The following is a 20,537-nucleotide window of genomic DNA, read 5'->3' on the forward strand; positions in this document are numbered from 1 at the left end:
CCGTTTCCAAAGATTTTGAAAGTCATGCTCCAAAGATAGCGAAATCAAATTCGGCCTAAAGCAGATATATTTAGTTTGCAAGCAAAAATATGAAAAGGGGCCCTAAGAGTGAAAAAATTGTTTAGCTCGATGCTTACTGTGACCATGCTCTCGATCGTGCTGGCCGCATGCTCCAATCCCGGCGGGGATCAATCGAAGAATGCTACCAATGAGCCGCAAAACGGAGGAAGCTCCCCGAAAACAGAAACCGTGACGCTAAAGTTTTGGCGTCCGAGCGGCAATGACGCCGAGAATGGCGCCATAAGCAAGTTAATTGAGAACTTTGAAGCCAAAAATCCTGGAATTAAAGTAGATCTAGAGAATGTTCCGTTTGACAATTACGAAACGAAAGTTCGTACCGCTCTGGCTGGGAAAACCGCGGGAGACATCATTGCGATCGATGCGCCGACCATGTCTTCTTACGCGAACGCCGGCGCGTTGTATGATTTGACTTCGTTTATGGAAGCGGACGCAGACCTGAAGGATATACCCGAGGGAATATTACAGTCCATGAAATACGATGGGAAATACTATATTGCTCCGATCAGCGAAGCGAATATAGCCTTGTTTTACAACAAAAAAATGTTTGAAGCCAAAGGGATTCCGCTGCCATCCAAAAATGTGGATGAAGCGTGGACCTGGGACCAGGTCCTGGATGCAGCCAAGAAATTGAACGATCCTGCTAAGGGTGTTTACGGAATTGATCCTGCCCAAGGCTTTGGCGGCGGAGAAGGTCCCGCTTACTTCAAAACGCCGATCCTGTGGCAGTTTGGAGCCGAGGTGCTGAGTCCGGACGGAAGCACCGCCAAAGGTTATCTGGACTCGAAAGAGGCCAAAGAGGCGCTTACCTTCTATCAATCGCTGTATCAGACGTACAAAGTATCGCCGCTTGAATTGCCGCCTGATCCGTTCCCGACAGGAAAAGTGGCGATGTTCGTAGACGGGATATGGGATCTGGCTAACTTTACAACTAACTTCCCTAATTTCAAATTGGGCGAGGATTGGGACATCGCCCCGCTGCCGAAAGCAAAGCGGCAAGCGATGGCTAACGGAAGCTGGACATTCGGCGTTACCGCGGATTCCAAGTATCCGAAGGAAGCTTGGCAGCTGATTAACTATATGACCGGCACGGAAGGCGCCAAAATATATGCGGACATGACCGGTGCTTTGCCGGTTCGATATTCGGTTGTCGATCAGACTCCGAAGATGAAGGAGTATCCATACAGTGTGTTTGTCGGGCAGCTTCAGAAGTACAGCATGCCACGTCCGGTAACACCGGCCTATCCTGCGGTAAGCGCTGCGATCCGCGAGCTGTTCGAGGATGTCGGCCAGGGCAACAGAGACGTTAACGCGGCAGCTGCGGATGCAGTGAAAAAGATTGACGATGCGATCGAGGCATTGAAAAGGTAATACCGATCATTGCTGGCGATGGGAGGGCTCCCTCCCATCGCTTTTTATTCATAACCAGGTTAATGCTTCCGAAGCAAGTTTCTAGAGACATAATATCGAGAATTAGGAGGGAGGACTTAGCGTGATTGCAGGTAAACAGTATTCGCTTCGCAGAAGTGACGGGATAACAGGCTTCCTCTTCGTATTGCCTGCCTTTATTCTGCTTCTGGTGTTTGTATTTATTCCGATGGCGAAAGCCTTTTATTACAGCTTTAATGATTACATGCTGGTCAGCGGCAGTAAAACGTTCGTCGGGTTGAAAAATTATGCGGATCTGCTGCAGGATACGAAGTTTTTGAACAGCATCAAGCATACATTTTATTTTGCCGTCATCGTCATTCCCGTCCAAACGGCGATCGCTCTGGGATTGGCGCTGCTCGTTAAGCCCCAGTTCAAATACACCGGCTTTTTCCGCACTGCTTTTTTTGTTCCTGTCGTGATATCAACGGCGGTGGCTGGCACGGTCTTCAAGTTGATTTACAATAGAGATTTTGGATTATTGAACGTGCTGATCGGCGCAGTCGGCATTCCCAAGATCAGCTTGCTGTCAAATGCCGATATCGCGATGAACGGCGTCATTATTCTGGGTATATGGAAAGCGGCGGGCTTTTTCATGATCGTTTACCTTGCCGGCTTGAATAATATCCCGCAGGACCTGTATGAATCGGCGAGAGTGGACGGCGCGTCGAAACTCCAGCAGTTTTTCTATATCACATTGCCGCTCCTTAAGAGAACAACGGCTTTCATCATTATCATGACAACGATTGACGCTATCAAATTATCAGGAATTGTGTTTGTGTTAACGTCAGGCGGTCCCAATTCCTCTACGGAAACCATCGTATATTTCATATATAAAACAGCGTTTGACCAAATGCAGATGGGCTATGCGTCCGCGGCGGCATTCATTCTGTTCTTCATGATCCTGATCATTTCGGTCATTCAAATGTTATTCCTGCGGTCTAAAGTCAATTATTAGAAAGGAGCGGAGGCGGATGCTTCGAATCATTCATTTTCTGGCGATGACGATTATTGCGGTTCTTTGCTTGCTCCCGATCGTTTGGATGGTCCTCGGATCCATGCGCTCCTATCAGGAGTTATTTCAGTACGCCACCCAGGTAAACTTGCACTTATTGATTCCCGTAAAGTGGACCTTTCAAAATTATATCGATGTGATATTCGACGACCAAAATCCGTTTTTACGATATGTATTCAATACGTTGTTTGTCGCTTCTACCGTGACATTTCTTGTTTTGCTTATCAACTCGCTGGCGGCCTTCGCGTTTGCAAAATTGAGTTTTCGCGGGAGCTCCGTAATATTTGTCCTATTCATGAGCGCGCTGATCATTCCCGGAGAAGTCATGCTCGTGCCTAATTACATGCTGGTCAACAACTTAGGATGGCTTAACTCGTTTAAAGGTTTGATTATTCCGTCAACCTTGTCTGTATTCGGCATTTTTATGATGAAACAGTTTTTTGAAGAAATCCCTACTGAAATATTAGAGTCCGCGCGCCTGGACGGCGCATCCTGGCTGCAAATTTACCGGGCGATCGTATTGCCTGCATCGGTACCCGCCATGATCACGTTTGGAATCATTACTTTTCTGGGAAACTGGGATGCCTATCTATGGCCGCTGGTTGTCATTAATGATGACAGGATGCAGATGATTCAAGTCGCCATTGCGAACTTCACGTCTATGGCCGGCACGGAATGGACGAAAGTGCTGGCGGCAAATACAATCGCGACCGTACCGATCCTCGTACTGTTCCTTGTTCTGCAGCGCTATTATGTCCAAGGTATCACCATGTCCGGTGTAAAAGGGTAAGGAGATGAAACCATTGAAAGAAGAAGCTTATGTAGAGCGGCAAACCGCCCATCAGGAATCGATAAATTTAGGAAACGAAGCGCTCGCAATTGTTAACGAATCGGTCGCCGGTGACCTGCATCGACTGCATTACCATCTCATGCCTCCCGCAAACTGGATGAATGACCCCAACGGTCTCGTTTACTACAAGGGGGAATACCATCTGTTCTATCAGCATTATCCGTACAGCCCCAAATGGGGCCCGATGCACTGGGGGCATGCCAAATCTAAGGATCTGGTTCATTGGGAGCATTTGCCAATCGCATTGGCGCCTTCCGAATGGTACGACAAGGGAACGCTGGACGGCCATGGCTGCTGGTCCGGTTCCGCAGTGGACGATAACGGAGTATTAACGTTAATTTATACCGGTCATGTGGATGACAACGACATTAAGGAAACACAATGTATCGCGAGAAGCGAGGACGGCATTCATTTTGAAAAATATGCCGGCAACCCGGTTATCGCCGATTCCCCTGAGAAAAATTGCTTCGGATTCCGTGACCCGAAGGTTTGGAAATACGAGGATCAATGGTATATGGTCGTCGGTTCCGGAAAAGACGGAAACGGCAAAATCCATTTGTATCGATCGGCGGATCTTAAGAGTTGGACGTATTTGGGTATTGCCGCGGAAAGCGACGGTACAATGGGGGACATGTGGGAATGCCCGGATTTATTTCCCATGGGGGGACATCATGCATTGATCCTGTCGCCAATGAACGTTCAAGAAAGAAACATGTACCTCACAGGCGAAATGAACTATGAAACCGGCAAATTCGATTATCGCTACAAGGATAAATTGGATTACGGATACGACTTCTACGCGGCTCAGACGCTGCTGGACGGACAAAATCGCCGCATCCTGATGGCTTGGATGGACATGTGGGGCTCCAAATCGATTACCGAAGCGCCAAGCCGCGGTTGGTTAGGCGCGATGACGATTCCGCGGGAGCTCGTTCCTGGGGAGCACGGCAAGCTCTTCATGAGGCCTGTGCAGGAGCATAAACTTCTGAGAAACGAGCATTATGCATTAGGAAGCCATACGATTGAATCCGATCAGATGAGAATCACTGGGTTCAGAAGCACAAGCTACGAATTGGAAGCCCGCATCGAGTTTGCCGCAGAGGTGAAGGAATTCGGCATCAAGCTGCGCTGCTCTGACGACGGCAAGGAAGAAACGGTTGTCACCTACAAGGTGGAAGACCGGATGCTGCAAATGAAGCGCGACTATGAGGGAACCCGTGACCAACACATAAGCGTTGCTCCGCTTGAATGTACGGATGGATCGATGAAGCTGCACATTTTTGTGGATACATCGTCAGTGGAGCTTTTTGCCAATGAAGGCGAGCGGGTCATTACGAATCGGGTTTATCCTTCTGGCGGCAGCGACGGGCTGCGGATATTCGCTGACGGAGGTCCCGTCAAGTTTGAGCTGGAAGCGTGGACGCTGAAAAATATATGGGTCCAAGGCGAAGCGTGAGGCAGCATGAGTAAGAAAGCGTGGGTCTGGACGGCCGGAGCAGCTGCAATCATACTCATAGGGCTGGGAGCATTGGTTCTGATGACAGGTCATGGCAAATTGACTTCCTCGGAAGGCGGATCGGTCTCGGAAGAAGAATCGGCGTTCCAGTATTCGAGCGATCCGAATTACTATACGGAACGATACCGTCCCCAGTATCATTTATCGCCGCCCTATGGCAATATGAGCGATCCGAACGGCATGGTGTATTTTGAGGGCGAGTACCATCAGTTTTATCAAAACAGCGGGCAATGGGGACATGCCGTCAGCAAGAATTTGGTCCATTGGGAGAACCTGGATGTGGCTCTTGCCAGGGATTCGCTAGGAGAAATATGGTCCGGCAGCGCGGTGGTCGATTGGAACGATACAAGCGGATTTTTCGGAGGCAAAGCAGGTCTAGTCGCGATCTTTACCCATTTTAAAGGTGGCGTTCAGTCCCAGAGCATTGCCTACAGTAAAGATAAAGGCAGAACGTGGACCAAATACGAGGGGAATCCGGTTATACCCAGCCCGGGACTGAAAGATTTCAGGGATCCGAAAGTGTTCTGGCACGAACCGAGTCATTCCTGGGTCATGATCGTCTCGGTCGATAACCGTGTTCGCTTCTACAGATCGCCTGATCTGAAAACATGGAAGATGGCCAGCGAGTTCGGAAGCGACCAAGGCTCGCACGCGGCTGTCTGGGAATGTCCGGATTTGTTCGAGCTGCCCGTGGAGGGGACCAAAGAGAAGAAGTGGGTGTTGACCGTGAGCATTGGCAGCAATGCGCAAACCAAAGGGTCAACCGCTCAATACTTCATAGGGTCGTTCGACGGCACAACGTTCACAAATGACAACAAGCCTTCGGACGTGCTGTGGACGGACTATGGCAAAGATTTCTACGCTGCTGTGTCCTATTCCGATATTCCGGCCAAAGACGGCCGCCGCATATGGCTGGGCTGGATGTCCAACTGGCGTTATCCGTTCGCCATGCCGACAGACGGATGGAAAGGGAATATGTCGATCCCGCGGGAGCTGCGGCTTAGGCAGGTGGAGGGTGAAGGCTTGCGGATGATTCAAGAGCCGATCAAGGAGCTGCAGACGCTGCGGGGCAAGGAAGTGTCTCTGCCTGAGCAGTCATTGGATGCAAGCCATAACCCGTTCGCAGGTATAAAAGGAACGTCCTATGAGCTGGAAACGGAATTGACCGTCCAGCCAAATGCGAAATTTGCCTTCAATCTGAGACAAGGAAACGGCCAGACGACCGTTGTAAGCTATGACGCCCAGACCGGGCGGCTTACCTTCGATCGTACACATTCAGGCGCTGCCTCGTTTGAGCAAGGGTTCGCGGAGACGATGTCTGCGCCGGTAAGGCTGATCAACAATAAGCTGAAGCTCCGGTTCTTCGTCGATTCATCGAGCATTGAGCTGTTTGTGAACGACGGTGAGACTGTTTTTTCCAACCTCATTTTCCCGGACCAGACAAGCAGCGGGTTGGAATTAACCGCGGCGGAAGGCGGCGTGACGCTAAATGAGGCTCACTTCTATCCGATGCGATCGGTTTGGCGCGATGAAGATCCGGATGACCCTATGCCGCTTCGAATTGTCTTTGGCAAGGACTCGCTGGATGTACCCGTGGGCGACAGCCGGAAGATGGCGGCCGCTGTCCTACCGCTCAGCTCCCCCCAGCTGATCAGGTGGGAAGCAAGCGATGCTGCAGTCGCGGCTGTTGAAACGGCGGAAGACGGCGTTATCGTGAAAGGGCTGAAGCCGGGATCGGCAGAGATCAAAGCGACCAGCGAAGACGGCAGCGTGAGTGCGACTTTCAACATATTTGTGTATGACAACAAGAAGTAAGGGTAACCAGTACGGACATGAATTGGGCAGCAACCAGGAGGGACACACGATATGAAACTTCTTGGGTTTATCGGCTGCGGGGTCATTTCCACGGCACATTTGGAAGGGCTTGAGCAGTTAAAGCGTGCAGGCAGGGAGACGTTCGAGCTTAAAGGGCAGGTGCGGGGTGGATCAACGATCACGGCGTCCACTGCACCCATTTTTTCACGGAAGTGAACGGTCCGATCAAAGAAGTTTTCGCTTATGCGGAAATTTTCGAGAAGCAGCTCAGCAACGGGGAAACGACGATTCATCCGACCGGCGAAGATACGTCGGTAACGGTTTTCCGATTCGATAACGGAGGGCTCGGACACTGGATGTGCAGTACGGCCGCACATGGGGAGAGCACCGGCGGAGTTTGGATCTACGGCAGCAAAGGCTGTTTCCGCCCAGGCAGCCATGCGACCCTTGAGAACGGACAAACCATGCCGATGGCCGAGATCATCGAACGTTATGCGCCGGATGTGGCGGAAAATCCGTTTACCCATTCCTATGTGGAATTGTGGGATGCTATCGCGGATCGCAAGCCGCCGATCTCCAGCGCGGAACGGGGGCTGGAGGCTCTGGGGGTAGTATTTGCCGCGTTGGAGTCGGCGACGATCGGACAGCCTGTTGCGGTTCAGGAGATCATTTTCGGTCATAAGCATGCCTACGAAGATACGGTTCTGCAGGAAATGGAAACATTCAAAAGATAGTCTCGAAATCTGGTGGAGGTTATGAGAGATGCGTATCGGCGCAATCGAAGCAGGCGGAACCAAATTTGTATGCGGCATAGGAAATGAACACGGCGTCATCGAAGAGCGCGTAAGCTTTCCTACGGAGCGTCCCGAACGAACGATGGAAAGCGTCATCGATTTTTTCAAAAACAAGCAAGTGGAAGCCATCGGGATCGGGTCATTCGGCCCGCTAAATATCGATCCTCAGAGCCCCTATTATGGATTCGTCACGACGACCCCGAAACCAGGTTGGGCAAACTATCCGTTTCTGGATGTGTTCAGGAAAGTATTTGACGTCCCGTTCGGATGGGATACCGACGTGAACGCGGCCGCTTATGGCGAAGCGACTTGGGGAGCTGCAAAGGGGCTTGACAGTTGTGTTTATTTCACGGTAGGTACCGGTGTCGGCGTAGGTGTCTATTCGGAAGGGAAGCTTATTCACGGGCTTGTTCATCCCGAAGGCGGTCACGTGCTGACAAGACGCCACCCCGAAGACCGTTTTGCCGGAGTGTGTCCTTATCATGGCGATTGCCTGGAAGGCATGGCGGCCGGTCCTGCGATTGAAGCAAGATGGGGAGTGAGAGGGAGTGAAATCCCCGCCCGTCATCCTGCCTGGGAAATCGAGGCGTTCTATATCGGTCAAGCGATAAGCAACGTCATCCTGACGCTGTCCCCGAAAAAAGTGATTTTGGGCGGTGGCGTCATGCATCAGCAGCAGTTATTTCCGCTTATTCGCAGCGAAGTCCGTAAAAATCTGAACGGGTATGTTCAGGCAGACGAAATTCTGGATCGGATCGATAACTATGTCGTTCCCCCAGGATTGGGAGAAAATGCAGGGCTGGCCGGTTCGCTGGCTCTGGGTCTTAACGCTCTGAAGAGATCGCGGAGATGATCGGTTACTTTCACTGTTTGACGATCATTCATTTCTTGGAAAAGAGGGATGCATCATAAAACTTGCAACCAATGTTATGAGGTTACTTTTGTCAGCCGCAATCTTGACTGCTTCGATTGGAATTTCTGTTGCCGCTCCGCAAACAGGTTTCGCAGCAGATAATGTCCAGATGAAAGCAAACACCAACCTGTCCGGTTGGCGGGTTACAGGAAAAGGAACGTTAGAGGATACCGAGCAGGGCATGCTGATCACCTCCGGGCCGGGTGACAACGCGATTGTGATGTCCGAGACCAGATCGGACGATTTCATTTATGAAGCGGATGTCCAAATAAAAGACATGAAGGCCGACGCAACGCTGGTCTTCCGTTCGAATGAAGACGGCTGGTCGTCTTATATGCTGCAAGTTGTGCCGAGTGCCGGTCTCCTGCGGCTGAAGGATGCCCGCGGAGGTGACGGCAGGCTGTTTGAGGAACGGCAGGTCACTTTAAAGGAAGGAGAAATCTATCACCTCAAGGTGAAGGCCGACGGTGACAATCTGAAAGTGTACTGGGGCAGCCAGTATAAACCGATTATCGACGTCAATGACAGCGCGTACCATACAGGCTATCTCGGTCTTCATGTTTGGGATGGATCGGCTTTGTTCCAAAACATCCGAGTCAGCGGACTGAACGGCAATTTGGGGCAGACGATTGTGGAGCAAGGAACATGGCAGCCCGATCTGAAAGGCGATAAAGGCATTGTGAGCGGCCAGAGCAAAGCGGTGAAAATATATGAATATGACAAGCAGGCCGCGGATTTTGTTTATGAAGGGAATATTGCTCTCGGCGATACGGGCGCAGAAGCTGCACTTGTTTTCAGGACAAGCGCTGACGGGTCGAAGGGCTATGAGGCGCTGCTGAAGAAAGAAGGGGATCAAGTCCGCGTACGGCTGCAGAAATCGGATGGCACGGTTATACGGGATGCGGTTCAGGCTTACCCGAGCCAGCCGGCGGCCGTTCACCATCTGGAAGTGAATACGGAGGGCAAACGGATTCGGATCTTTATCGACGGCTATACGCCTGCGGCGATCGACGTCGCGGATAGCAGCTATGAGAGCGGTTACGTTGGGTATGCGGTGGGGCAGGGCACTGCAAGCTTCCAGGATACTTATGTAACGGCTGCATCGGACTATTACACGGAAAAATATCGCCCGCAATATCATTATTCGCCGATCCGGGGATCGGCAAGTGATCCGAATGGGCTTGTCTATTTCGAGGGCGAATATCATTTGTTCCATCAGGATGGCGGAACGTGGGCGCATGCGGTCAGCACGGATCTGGTTCATTGGAAGCAACTTCCTATTGCACTGCCTTGGAACGATCTTGGCCATGTCTGGTCCGGCTCGGCAGTTGCGGATATGAACAATGCTTCCGGTTTGTTCGGCGAATCCGGAGGAAAAGGCTTAATCGCCTATTACACAGCCTACAATCCGGACAGCCCAAACGGCAACCAGCGGATCGGTATTGCCTACAGCACTGATAAAGGGCGTACGTGGCAATATGGGCCGATCGTCATCGAAAATCCGGGCAAAAATGGCGGGGATCCGGGAGGATGGGATTTCCGTGACCCGAAGGTGGTTCGGGATAATGATCACAATCGCTGGGTGATGGTCGTATCCGGAGGCGATCACGTCCGGATCTTTACATCGACGAATTTGATCGATTGGACACTGACGGATTTATTCGGTTATGGCAATTATGTGCGCGGAGGGGTATGGGAATGCCCGGATTTATTCCAGCTTACCGTTGACGGCAGCGGTGAGAAGAAATGGGTGCTCATGATCAGCACCGGGGCTAACCCGAAGACGGCCGGATCCGATGCCGAATATTTTGTCGGCGAGCTGACCGCGGAAGGAAAGTTTGTGAACGATAATCCGGCAGGCCAAGTGCTCAAGACGGATTTCGGCAAAGAATTTTATGCTTCCATGACGTTCGCGGACATGCCTAATGATCGCAGAGTGATGCTGGCTTGGATGACGAATTGGGATTATCCGTTCGCGTTCCCGACTTCGGGCTGGAGCGGGGAGATGACCATTCCGAGAGAGCTATCGCTCAGATCGACGGAGGAAGGGGTGCGCTTATATCAAGCTCCTATTAATGAGCTCTCGGCGCTGCGGAACAATCTTTATTCGACAGCGAATAAAGTCGTCGGCCCGGATTCGCCAAACTTGCTGAAAGGTCTGGTTTCCGGGGCTTATGAAATCGAAGCCGAAGTGGAAATTCCGGCAGGCAGCACCGTAACGGATTTCGGCTTCAACCTTCGCGAAGGGGCAGGCGGCAGCAAAACGGTAGTGGGTTACAAAACCGGCGACAGCATCATGTTCATCGACCGGGCCGCTTCCGGCGAGACGGATTTCTCTCCTTTGTTCACAACCTACCATGAGGCTCCTTTGACACCGGATCATTCTAGGGTGAAAATGCATATTTTCGTGGATGAATCATCCGTTGAGGTTTTCGGGAACGACGGTCTTGTCGTCTTCTCGGATGTCATACTGCCGGATCCCGCAAGCAGAACGATGAGCTTCTATGCTAATGGCGGAGAAGTCAAAGTCGTCTCGATGAATGCTTTCGCATTGGACAATACGTGGAGGGACAATGCCGATTCGTCTGCGAAAGTCGTAATGGATACCACTTTGAGGGAGCTTAGCGCCGGACAAACAGAAACGCTGTACGCCGCCGCCCGGAATGGTCCCGGCAAAGGAGGGCAGCCGATCGTTTGGAAAAGCAGCAATCCCAGTATCGTGAGGCTGGAATCCCAGGATAAGACGAGTGCTGCCATTAAAGCGGCAGGAATCGGAGAAGCGGTCATCACAGCCTCCACACCGAACGGCAAAGCATCCGCTAGCGTAAAGATCAGCGTGACCGGAGGCGAGTTTAAGACGAACTTATCCGGTTGGAGTGCGCATCCGTCGGGGTCCGACTGGGTACTGACCGATGACGGCATTCGCGGCAGCTATTTCACCGACGCCAATTATATGGCCCAAGAGGCTGCCGGCAACTTTACGTATGAAGCCGATATGAAGCTCGCCGAGACGGGCGGGGCCGGCTCGATCCTGTTCCGGGCGAGCGAAGACGGACAGAGCGGTTATTATTTTAACCTGGATACGAGCATGAAAGCATACCGTTTATTTTATAAAGTGGACGGACGCTTTGCGGAACGCCAGGTATTGGCGAGAGTACCTCATTTCGTGCAAGCGGGCCTCACCTACAAGGTAAAGATTGTTGCGAGCGGACCGCACATCGAAATTTACGTCAACGGGGAGAAAATCATCGACTTGAACGACGGCACATTTGCGGAAGGACATTTCGGGATTAACGTATTCGGAGGACGCGCGTCCTATCAGAACGTCTTTGTAACGGGCGCAAGCGAGGCACAGCTGGATACGGTAGCCATTATCAATGCCGGATCAGGGAAACGGTTATCGGCCGCACAGTCGCAAAACGGAGAGGTCGTTAACATTGGTGATGCGGATGAAGCCGCTTTTCAAAGCTGGGTGCTTGTGCCTGCCGGGGACGAGCGAGGCTCCTATTCGATCCGCACTACGGGAGGCAAGGCGCTTGATCTCGACATAGGCCAGAATAAACTTCAGCTTTATACGTATCTTGGTACGACAATCAACGATGGACTATTGCGGAGAATGAAGACGGAACCGTAACAATCGCAAATGTCAACAACGGCAAACTATCCAATACGAGATAAAGAAAGTGATGCTATGAATGACAGCCGAATTGTCGATGCTGCGGACCGAGCGAACGTATCCGTAGCCACTGTATGCAGAGTGCTGAACGGTGGGAAGCTTGTAAGTGAGAAGACCGAGGAAGGCTGCATGCGTTTGCTTCCTTGAACATGTACAGCGGAGAAAAGTGGAAAATTTAGAGTAGCGTGAAGAATAGAAAACGAGGCCCCCGTTGAATGCTCGTTGTGGGTCTGGTTATTATTTGTTCGATTTGTACGATTCTTTTTTTGGTGATAACATGATAGAGGGGAGGTGGGCAGACGACCGATAGCGGACCTGCATTTCTAAGAACTTCATGCTAATATCAATGTCTGAAAATATATGAATGGCGTGAATAAACAAGGACAATATAGAAAATTTGTTAAAGGGGATGTTTTCCTGAAAAAAATCATTATTATACTTGTAATTGCAGTTGTTATTGTAACAGTGTTTACAGCTTGTGCTAAGAAAACGGCCGACCACGGGCCCCACGATGCGGGGGATGCAACTTTGACGCATGTTCATGGCCTCGGTTACTCCAGCGACGGCAAGCGACTTTTTATTCCGGCACATAACGGGCTAAAAGTATATGCCGACGGCAGGTGGATCGACGCCGCTGGGGAAAAGCACGATTACATGGGTTTTTCAATGGCTGATAACAGCTTTTACAGCAGCGGTCATCCTGCAGCCGGTTCCGCCTTCAAAAATCCTATGGGTCTGATCAAAAGCACCGATGAAGGGAAATCAATTACCGTTCTTGCTTTAGAAGGCGAAGTGGACCTTCATTACATGAGTGTGAGTTATCGCACGCATACCCTTTATGTTCTAAATTCTGAGCCAAATTCGAAAATGAAAAAGGCGGGGTTGTTCTACAGTCGAGATGAAGGTGAGACTTGGGTAAGCAGCCCATTGTCAGGTGTTCTGGGGCAAATTACGTCGCTCGCGGTGCATCCGACACAGGACGCGATTGTCACGATCGGCACAACTTCGGGCGCTTATCTTTCAAAGGATAACGGCCAAACGTTTGCCGCTATTTATTCCGGTCAGCCGGTTTCTGCCGTAGCTTTTACGGATCAAGGGGAGCTACTGATCGGTACCGGAAAATCAGAACTGGTCAGTGTTAATCTGGAAACGAAACAACCTAGCACCATTAAAACGCCGGTGCAAAATGGTGACGCAATTGTATACCTGTCGGGGAGTCCGACGAATCGGGAAGAGTTGGCCTTCGCCACTGAAAAAAAAGATGTGTATATTTCCAAAGATCATGGCGTCACTTGGCAGCACATTGCCGATCAAGGACAACCTGTGAATCATGAATAGGAGGTACGATAATGCACTTATTTATTTCTTTCTTATCGAGATAGAACATAAATAATTGCCGTCATCTATTCAACTAATAGGTTCGTAGCTGAGGAGCTTGCTTTGCGGCAGCTCCTTTTACGGGCAGGACCGTGCGTAACCCTGTCATATTCTATAATTCGACTAATATTGGGGTGAATTAATTTTATATGGGTGCCAAGTGAACCCTGCCGCGTCGTCAATCCCAAAACCAACATTGTCCATGGTATTCACAGTCCTCCCTTAGTGGCAGACTCCTCAAGCAATGCTTTCATTCAACTCTCCAATCAATGCCTCTCTTTGGCTTTCTCTCCTAGCCCCAACTTGAGTACTAGCGGTTTTATGGTAAGGCCCTGAACTAGCAACGAGAATAGTACAACGCTGAACGTCAACACCAATACCGTTTCGCGGCCCTCGAATGATTGAGGCAAGCTTAAAGCAAGTGCAATCGAAAGACTGCCTTTAAGACCACCCCAATTTAATACAGCTTTCCAGGAGCCTGGGAAGTTTCGTATTTTAGCGGTACTAACGTACAACGCAACAGTACGGCCGGCAAGGACAATGATGATAGCTATTGCAATAATATGCCATTTATCCGAAAAGTCGATGTTTTTAATCTCAAGGCCGATCATAAGGAAAATCAGTGAGTTCGCAATCAACGTTACAACATCCCAAAATGAGTTGATATTGGTGAGCGTCGTTTCAGACATTCCAACTTTTGCCCCGTAGCTGCCCAAGATTAATCCGCTAACGACGACGGCAATAACACCGGAGACATGGAAATGCTCTGCAATGAAGAAGCTTCCAAAAAAGAGCAGCATAGAAAAGCCGATTTCAAGCGGATAATCGTCATACAGACGAATTAGCTGTGAGAACACATATCCCAATATTGCGCCAATGGTAATCCCGCCAAGTACGAACTTCAGAAATAGCCAAATGCCGCTGCCGATCCCAGCCCAACCCATTTCCATGTATGAAAGCAGGTAGATTGAGGAGATTTGAAATAAAACGACGGCGATCCCATCATTTAACAATGATTCCCCTTCTATGACAGTCACAATGGACTTCGGAACACCAATCGATTTAAAAATCGTGATGACACTAATTGGATCCGTTGCACTCATTAGTGAAGCAAACGTGAATGCCACGACCAGTGGTAAATCCATTATGTAGTACGATAATAAGGCAATGATCAGGAATGAAAGGAACGTGCCCCCAAATGCTAAAGCGAGCACAGGTTTCCTTTGCTCCTTCAAATGTGAGAAAGGCAGTTTCAGTGTCGCATCTCCGAGCAGGATAGGCAAAAACAAGGAAATGATAATGGCTTGAAACACATGGGATTGTGTGATGTAAGTCTCGGCTTCCTCCAAAAAGGGGATTTGCGTAACACCTAGAAGTAAACCGACAAGGACTAAAGCGATGGAATAAGGCTGATTTAATTTCTTGGCAGCCGCGATAACAAACATTGAGATTCCCAGCAAAATCAGTAGTTGAATAAATGTAGCATTGAATTCATGCATAAACCTCAGTACCTCCATAACCTGTTGTTCTCTGTCGGATGACAAGAACATAAAAACATCGTTCTCTTCCCGATATTTTGACTTCGACTATGTTTCTAATTATAGCATGGTATCAAGTTGTGAGAGCCGCAAATATGATAAATCCTCGGGATACTTATTCCGCATTTGCTGTTCATCAAGCTGTGGTGGTCAAGAGTATGTCCGATGTAAATCGGAGTTTCTGAGCTAGTGGATTTCCCGCTTTGCGCGTACGATGTCCTCATGAAACGTTCGATACTTGTACGTGCTCGGGCGGGTTAGGCCTGCACGCTTTACTTTGGAAAACGGTGAACAGTATAATCGTCGACCTATGCAGCGTCTTCCCATTCCCGCCAGCTTCTTAAACAAGCTGTATGATAATAGGTCGCACAGAAAGGGTTTAACTCCAATTCAAAAATTAAATACATGAATATAATGGCCTTACAGCAGACAGGGAGGAGTCCAAGTGAATCCGACAAATAATGTAGAGGAGGCATCGAATTGGGGTGTATAAGGAAGCGGAAGTGCAGAACTAGGAAGAGGGAGAACAGACCGAGACTTGTTTGTCTGCCAAGAAGAACAAAGAAACCAGAGAAGAAAAGGAAGAAAACGGTTTCCAAGCTGTGTCCGTTACCCCGGCGCCGTGCTGTGTCCTTGAACGGTACGAAAAGACTACAAGGCTCACGGGGGGATCCGGGAGCTGCAGGGCAGAGGGGTGGACGCGGTTTAACAGGTCCAACTGGTACAGAAGGACCACAGGGTTTGCCGGGAGTTCAAGGCCCCGCTGGGCCACAAGGATCTGAAGGCATTCCAGGACCTCAGGGCCCTCGGGGTTTGCAGGGTTCTCAAGGACCACAAGGCCCACGGGGCACTCAGGGTATTCAGGGCCCGCCGGGACCCTCGGTTGTACCGGACATCGCGATTCTTGCGGATGATCAAAGGTTTTTTTATATTGTACCTTCAGATATTGAGGGTAACACGGTAATACCGGCTAATCAGTTCATTAACGATAATGGAAGTATGACAGCCGAATTCTTAAATACGGGACCAAATAGCATTACTAACGTTTACATTAACGGCATATTGCAGCAAAGCGGCTTGTACGCTGTAAGTTTGAACGAAATTACCATTTTTCCCGATTCCACAATCTATGCCGGTGCATCCATTATTATAGAAATTGTTCAATTTACAGTTCAAATAATCGTTTAATAAAAATCCATTAATAGCTTGGTTTAAATACCCTTCCGCTTGCTTGATCAAGACATACTATATGGGGAAGGGAGGTGGACAAGATGGCGATAATTAAACCCTTTGTCGCTGGCAGAAGGTTTTCCGCTACGGCTGGCAGCGGAACCGGAACCGGTGCGGCTTATGCTATTGCCGCTACTGCGTTTACAACTGACGCAGGCGTAGCAGCTACAGCATTTCCCGCATCGTATGCTTATTATAATCTATATATTAATGCAGTCATCCAAACAGCGGATACCTCATCAGTGACGACTACTGCGATTACGATCCCTGACGGGGATGAGCTGGATGGCGCGACTCCGATTATGGTCGAATTTGTAATCACTTAGCATTCGGATATTCGATAATCCTTCTGCCCCGCGTTGGAGAACCTGCTTTTCGAACACTGAATGATTGAAATGTAAAATAAACACCGTGGTTTTTCTAGGAAGAAGCCGGCAAGCTGCAGCTTGCCGGCTTCTTCCTCTTACTCATCGTCTTGTCGATAGTACAACGTTAAGTACCAGTTGATTTTCAATGAGCGGATACCGCAGTCCGTCTGTTTTCCCGGGTAGGAAAACTGAGCGTTCAATATGCCGGCGGCCACGAACGTCACGACCTCCAGTGAAGCTAATGATGGGTGAGGCCTGTGCGTTAATACAAAGACGTGAAGGCTGCCGAAAGGGCAATGTGTCGGCAGTCTAATTGTGCTGCAGTCCTAGACCCTATAAAATGCCGTTACCACAAGTGGAAGAATGAATAAACATAGATAATAGTTGCTTTTATTGACTATATAACTTAAGGAGGGGAATAAGTTGGCATGCAACGGAATAAATACGACTGCAAGTGGCATGGGAGCTTGTGCGGAAGGCATTGAAACAACTGCGAGCGGTGTCGGTGCCCATGCGGAAGGTTATCGGACGATTGCATCTTTCAATACGGCACATGCGGAAGGCAGCACGACGACGTCCAGCGGCAGCGCCTCTCATTCTGAAGGCTACCTAACGAATGCGAGCGCCGACACCGCCCATGCAGAGGGATACGGTACTACCGCCAGTGGGGCTGGCTCACATGCGGAAGGATATTTAACCACCTCTTCGGGAACGACGTCGCACGCCGAAGGCAGTTTAACGACAGCATCGGGCCTTAATGCTCATGCCGAAGGCCAGGGAAACACGGCAAGCGGCAACGCTTCACACGCGGAAGGCGGTGGTCTGGACCAGCTTGATCAATCTGCTCCGAATTTGGCGAGTGGACCGAGCTCTCACGCGGAAGGTGTAGGTACGATCGCCAGCGGGTTCGGCGCTCATGCGGAAGGAGGTATTAATAATATAAGTTTCTCTTCCGGGCCGGTGGCAAGTGGAGATTTTTCTCATGCGGAGGGGTTCGGTGGAACTACGGCCAGCGGGATCGGGTCGCATGCAGAGGGTTTCCTTTCGGTTGCAAGCGAGTTTGCTTCCCATGCTGAAGGGTATATAACTGATTCCAGTGGGTTTGGTTCTCACTCTGAAGGACAATTCACGGTATCGAGCGGACCTGCTTCTCATGCGGAAGGGACGAATACGCGTTCAACAGGAGTCGGTTCTCATTCCGAAGGCTCCCTTACCGTTGCGGATGCCTCGTATTCTCATGCAGGAGGATTAAACACGAATACGGGGGGCTTGGAGGGGGCCTTTATTATCGGACAAAATGCGATTGCGGCCTATCCTTATTCTTTTCATCTCGGAAACGGCCTTGTCGATGGACCAACTCTTAACGCTTCAATACTGGATAATGCAGGAAACCTTAGGCTTGATGGTTCTCTAATCTCTTCAGGGGCTGCGGATTTTGCTGAAATGTTTGAAACCTCAGATGCCAATCCGATTGAACCTGGATATTTTGTTACTTTCGACGGTGAAAGCGATAAAATAAGAAAAGCAACTGCAGCTGACGATTATATCCTTGGGATTGTAAGCGCAAACCCGGCTGTAATTGCAGATGCAAGCGACTTGCGATGGCATAAACTCTTTCTTACAGACGAATGGGGCAGAACTCAGTATCATGAAGTTAGCGTACCCGTAAAAGCAGTCGGAGGGGGGAATGTGATTTCTCCGTCTTCGACGAAAAGAGAACCGATCTTAAACCCTGAATACGATCCTTCCAATACTTATGTTTCGCGTTTGCTCCGTCCTGAATGGGTCTCCGTCGGTTTGCTTGGGAAATTGCTGGTTCATGATGACGGATCATGCAAAATCGGCAAATACGCCAAATCGAATAATGAAGGGATTGCCACGGATTCCAATGAAGGATACCGGGTAATGAAACGAACCGGGCCAAACCAAATTTTGGTACTGGTGAAGTAGACGTACGCTGGTTTCTGTCTGGCAATTCTCATGCTCGTTTAACGATTACATCCTAGACAAAATGTTCCCACCAAGAGAATATAATGCCCCGTTGAGACACGGGAGGGTCTGTCAAATTTTGTGTAAACTCTATCCATGCCTTCCCCCGAGGGGGATTTTATTGCAGTTGCTGTCCGATGCGGCCCGGATAGAATAGGGAGAGCTGCAGCATTTGACCCAAGTCTTGAACACGGCCTGTCCATTTACACGTGACATCCATGGTGATCAGATACAGCATTTTCAATAAGGGTTCATCCGTCTGAAAGATGCTTTTCCCTTCGTCACTTTGCGCAGTTGGCGATGGTAACTCTTGATGATAGATTCCATCGCTTTTTAAAAACTAAAAATTTCCCCATATATAATTGCTGAATACTGGACTGTTGGAGAGCCTGATGTCTTCACAATTCCGGTTATGATTGCCGCTATCAGGTGGTACATATTCAACTCACAGAAGGCGATAGCGAGAAGCTCAAAATGCGATACGAAGAATTCGACCGAACCGTGTCATGCGAGTTTGTTTGCTTGAATCCTCGGGAAGCGGCTGTTATTTACTTCCTGGATTCACACTGTACGAAACGATCATTGAACTGGAGCTCCAGCAGATCATTCCTCCTTCCAATCTATTTGACGAGCTCAAGAAAGAAACGCTGGCAGACACGATCGCATCGATTCGAAGCCTTTCCGAACGTAATGGGGTCCATGTACGGGATTCGGTCAATCATAAGCAAGCCAAAGTCATTTTCAAGCTGAAAGCCTATATCGATGAGCATTTGCACGACGAGCTTTCGCTCAACATTCTTTCCGAAGTGGCATCGCACGCTCCCGGGTACATTTCCACCTTATTCGGCGAAGTGATGAACGAATCGTTTACCGAATACGTGACCAGAATGAGACTCGAAAAAGCCGCCCGCTTGTTGCGAGAGGACGATAAGTTGTCCGTTATGGAAATCGCATCACTTGTCGGGTATCGAAACGTGCAATATTTTCATGTTAAATTCAAGGCCCGATTTGGTATTACTCCGGTTCAGTACAGGCAAACGAAACAAACGCCGGGTACAACCAATTAGCGATTTCTCCATAGTCAATTCTGTTTACGGCTGCGCGGTTTCTTCCATTGATACAACGTAAAAAAAAGGGGAGGTCAAAGCGATGGTACAAATAAAGAGGCAAAGAAAGAAAATTTTGCAGGGTTTAACGGGCATCGTCTTGTCTATGTCGCTGTCGCTGGCCGTAGTCGGTTGCGGTGACTTAAGCGATCACGGGACTCCAGCGAAGTCGCCCGTTACTGCGAAGCCCGAGGTGAGCGAACAACGGATCGAGATTACGTGGGCGAACAACTTCAACGCTCCTGAAGCCGACGACAACTATGTGCATAAACAGCTGGAGCAGAAATTAACTACTACAGCCGGAGTATTGTTCAAGCTTCTCAGGCAGCTGCCGGCGGGCGGGATGATGAACTGCTGCAGATCGGCAAGACCAAACCCCGGGGCCCTGTGACTGCATTAGGTTGGGAGATCCACGCCGCTTCTTTATACAAGCTGCTCACCCGGGTGCAGCGGGACTACACGGGAGAATTGCCGCTCTTCATTACCGAGAACGGAGCGGCGATGGATGATGAGTGCGCAGGAGACAAGGTCGCCGATCCCCGGCGGATTGAATACGTGCATCAGCATTTGGCTGCAGCGCACCGCTTCATCCGGGAAGGCGGGCCGCTGGCGGGCTATTATTTCTGGTCGTTCATGGACAATTTTGAATGGGCGTTCGGCTATGACAAACGTTTCGGGATGGTCTATGTCGATTATGAAACTCAGAAACGAACCGTGAAGGACAGCGCTTACTGGTACAGGGATGTTATCGGGAACAACGGTGTAACGGATTTACCTGAAATATTCGCGGAACAGAGCGGCAGTGTAGATAAATAGCATATTAGAAAGCCGGCGGCGCGGTCGC

At 49.8% G+C, this 20,537-nt stretch carries 18 protein-coding genes and 1 pseudogene; 17 read left to right on the forward strand and 2 right to left on the reverse strand.

Annotation, left to right across the window (positions count from 1 at the left end; translation table 11 throughout):
• Nucleotides 1–108 precede the first annotated feature (108 nt).
• The 11 genes from KZ483_RS07250 (at nucleotide 109) to KZ483_RS07300 (ending at nucleotide 13,423) form a co-directional block, all read left to right on the forward strand.
• The gene (locus tag KZ483_RS07250) at nucleotides 109–1,449 is read left to right on the forward strand and encodes an ABC transporter substrate-binding protein (RefSeq protein ID WP_220352005.1); all 1,341 of its coding nucleotides are present in this window, start codon (nucleotides 109–111) and stop codon (nucleotides 1,447–1,449) included.
• Between the two features lie 121 nt (nucleotides 1,450–1,570).
• Complete coding sequence (locus tag KZ483_RS07255; protein WP_258881573.1) at nucleotides 1,571–2,464, forward strand: carbohydrate ABC transporter permease; 894 nt, start codon at nucleotides 1,571–1,573, stop codon at nucleotides 2,462–2,464.
• Nucleotides 2,465–2,480: 16 nt separating this feature from the next.
• Entirely contained in the window at nucleotides 2,481–3,311 is an 831-nt protein-coding gene (locus KZ483_RS07260; RefSeq protein ID WP_220352006.1) for a carbohydrate ABC transporter permease, read from the forward strand.
• Between the two features lie 4 nt (nucleotides 3,312–3,315).
• Entirely contained in the window at nucleotides 3,316–4,827 is a 1,512-nt protein-coding gene (locus tag KZ483_RS07265) for a glycoside hydrolase family 32 protein (RefSeq protein ID WP_397376162.1), read from the forward strand.
• A 6-nt stretch (nucleotides 4,828–4,833) separates the two neighbouring features.
• Nucleotides 4,834–6,702, forward strand: coding sequence for a glycoside hydrolase family 32 protein (locus tag KZ483_RS07270; protein ID WP_220352008.1), 1,869 nt, complete (start codon nucleotides 4,834–4,836; stop codon nucleotides 6,700–6,702).
• Nucleotides 6,703–6,753: 51 nt separating this feature from the next.
• Entirely contained in the window at nucleotides 6,754–6,918 is a 165-nt protein-coding gene (locus KZ483_RS07275; RefSeq protein ID WP_220352009.1) for a hypothetical protein, read from the forward strand.
• Nucleotides 6,915–7,436: a Gfo/Idh/MocA family oxidoreductase gene (locus KZ483_RS07280; RefSeq protein WP_220352010.1), complete on the forward strand. Its 522-nt coding sequence runs from the start codon at nucleotides 6,915–6,917 to the stop codon at nucleotides 7,434–7,436. Before KZ483_RS07275 ends, KZ483_RS07280 begins: the two co-directional genes overlap by 4 nt.
• A gap of 28 nt (nucleotides 7,437–7,464) precedes the next feature.
• The gene (locus KZ483_RS07285; RefSeq protein ID WP_220352011.1) at nucleotides 7,465–8,349 is read left to right on the forward strand and encodes an ROK family protein; all 885 of its coding nucleotides are present in this window, start codon (nucleotides 7,465–7,467) and stop codon (nucleotides 8,347–8,349) included.
• Nucleotides 8,350–8,437: 88 nt separating this feature from the next.
• A complete protein-coding gene (locus tag KZ483_RS07290; RefSeq protein ID WP_309568651.1) occupies nucleotides 8,438–12,043 on the forward strand; it encodes a GH32 C-terminal domain-containing protein in 3,606 nt (1,201 codons plus the stop codon).
• A gap of 9 nt (nucleotides 12,044–12,052) precedes the next feature.
• Complete coding sequence (locus KZ483_RS07295; protein ID WP_258881574.1) at nucleotides 12,053–12,232, forward strand: LacI family DNA-binding transcriptional regulator; 180 nt, start codon at nucleotides 12,053–12,055, stop codon at nucleotides 12,230–12,232.
• Between the two features lie 213 nt (nucleotides 12,233–12,445).
• A complete protein-coding gene (locus tag KZ483_RS07300; protein WP_220352013.1) occupies nucleotides 12,446–13,423 on the forward strand; it encodes a F510_1955 family glycosylhydrolase in 978 nt (325 codons plus the stop codon).
• A 305-nt stretch (nucleotides 13,424–13,728) separates the two neighbouring features.
• Here the strand turns inward: KZ483_RS07300 and KZ483_RS07305 are convergent, their stop codons facing one another.
• Complete coding sequence (locus KZ483_RS07305; protein ID WP_220352014.1) at nucleotides 13,729–14,961, reverse strand: cation:proton antiporter; 1,233 nt, start codon at nucleotides 14,959–14,961, stop codon at nucleotides 13,729–13,731.
• A gap of 1,038 nt (nucleotides 14,962–15,999) precedes the next feature.
• Between KZ483_RS07305 and KZ483_RS29095 the strand changes: the two genes are divergently transcribed.
• From KZ483_RS29095 to KZ483_RS07320, 3 genes are all read left to right on the forward strand, one after another.
• Nucleotides 16,000–16,188 carry a DUF4183 domain-containing protein gene (locus KZ483_RS29095; protein ID WP_397376189.1) on the forward strand — a complete coding sequence of 63 codons (189 nt, stop codon included), beginning with the start codon at nucleotides 16,000–16,002 and terminating at the stop codon, nucleotides 16,186–16,188.
• A gap of 83 nt (nucleotides 16,189–16,271) precedes the next feature.
• On the forward strand, nucleotides 16,272–16,556 hold the full coding sequence (locus KZ483_RS07315) for a DUF4183 domain-containing protein (RefSeq protein WP_220352016.1): 285 nt from the start codon (nucleotides 16,272–16,274) through the stop codon (nucleotides 16,554–16,556).
• Between the two features lie 465 nt (nucleotides 16,557–17,021).
• Nucleotides 17,022–18,548, forward strand: a complete 1,527-nt coding sequence (locus KZ483_RS07320) for a peptidase G2 autoproteolytic cleavage domain-containing protein (protein ID WP_258881575.1) — start codon at nucleotides 17,022–17,024, stop codon at nucleotides 18,546–18,548.
• Between the two features lie 157 nt (nucleotides 18,549–18,705).
• Here the strand turns inward: KZ483_RS07320 and KZ483_RS28365 are convergent.
• Nucleotides 18,706–18,908 (reverse strand): annotated as a pseudogene (locus KZ483_RS28365) (IS256 family transposase); the annotation flags it as partial.
• A gap of 185 nt (nucleotides 18,909–19,093) precedes the next feature.
• Between KZ483_RS28365 and KZ483_RS07325 the strand changes: the two are divergent.
• The 3 genes from KZ483_RS07325 to KZ483_RS07335 all read left to right on the forward strand — a co-directional run bounded on the left by KZ483_RS07325 (nucleotide 19,094) and on the right by KZ483_RS07335 (nucleotide 20,509).
• Nucleotides 19,094–19,654 (forward strand): helix-turn-helix transcriptional regulator, encoded by a 561-nt coding sequence (locus tag KZ483_RS07325; protein ID WP_220352017.1) that lies wholly within the window; start codon nucleotides 19,094–19,096, stop codon nucleotides 19,652–19,654.
• An 82-nt stretch (nucleotides 19,655–19,736) separates the two neighbouring features.
• Nucleotides 19,737–20,084: a hypothetical protein gene (locus KZ483_RS07330; RefSeq protein WP_220352018.1), complete on the forward strand. Its 348-nt coding sequence runs from the start codon at nucleotides 19,737–19,739 to the stop codon at nucleotides 20,082–20,084.
• On the forward strand, nucleotides 20,000–20,509 hold the full coding sequence (locus KZ483_RS07335) for a family 1 glycosylhydrolase (RefSeq protein ID WP_258881713.1): 510 nt from the start codon (nucleotides 20,000–20,002) through the stop codon (nucleotides 20,507–20,509). Before KZ483_RS07330 ends, KZ483_RS07335 begins: the two co-directional genes overlap by 85 nt.
• Nucleotides 20,510–20,537 lie beyond the last annotated feature (28 nt).

Source organism: Paenibacillus sp. sptzw28 (assembly GCF_019550795.1).
In the GTDB taxonomy this organism is placed as follows: Bacteria; Bacillota; Bacilli; order Paenibacillales; family Paenibacillaceae; genus Paenibacillus_Z.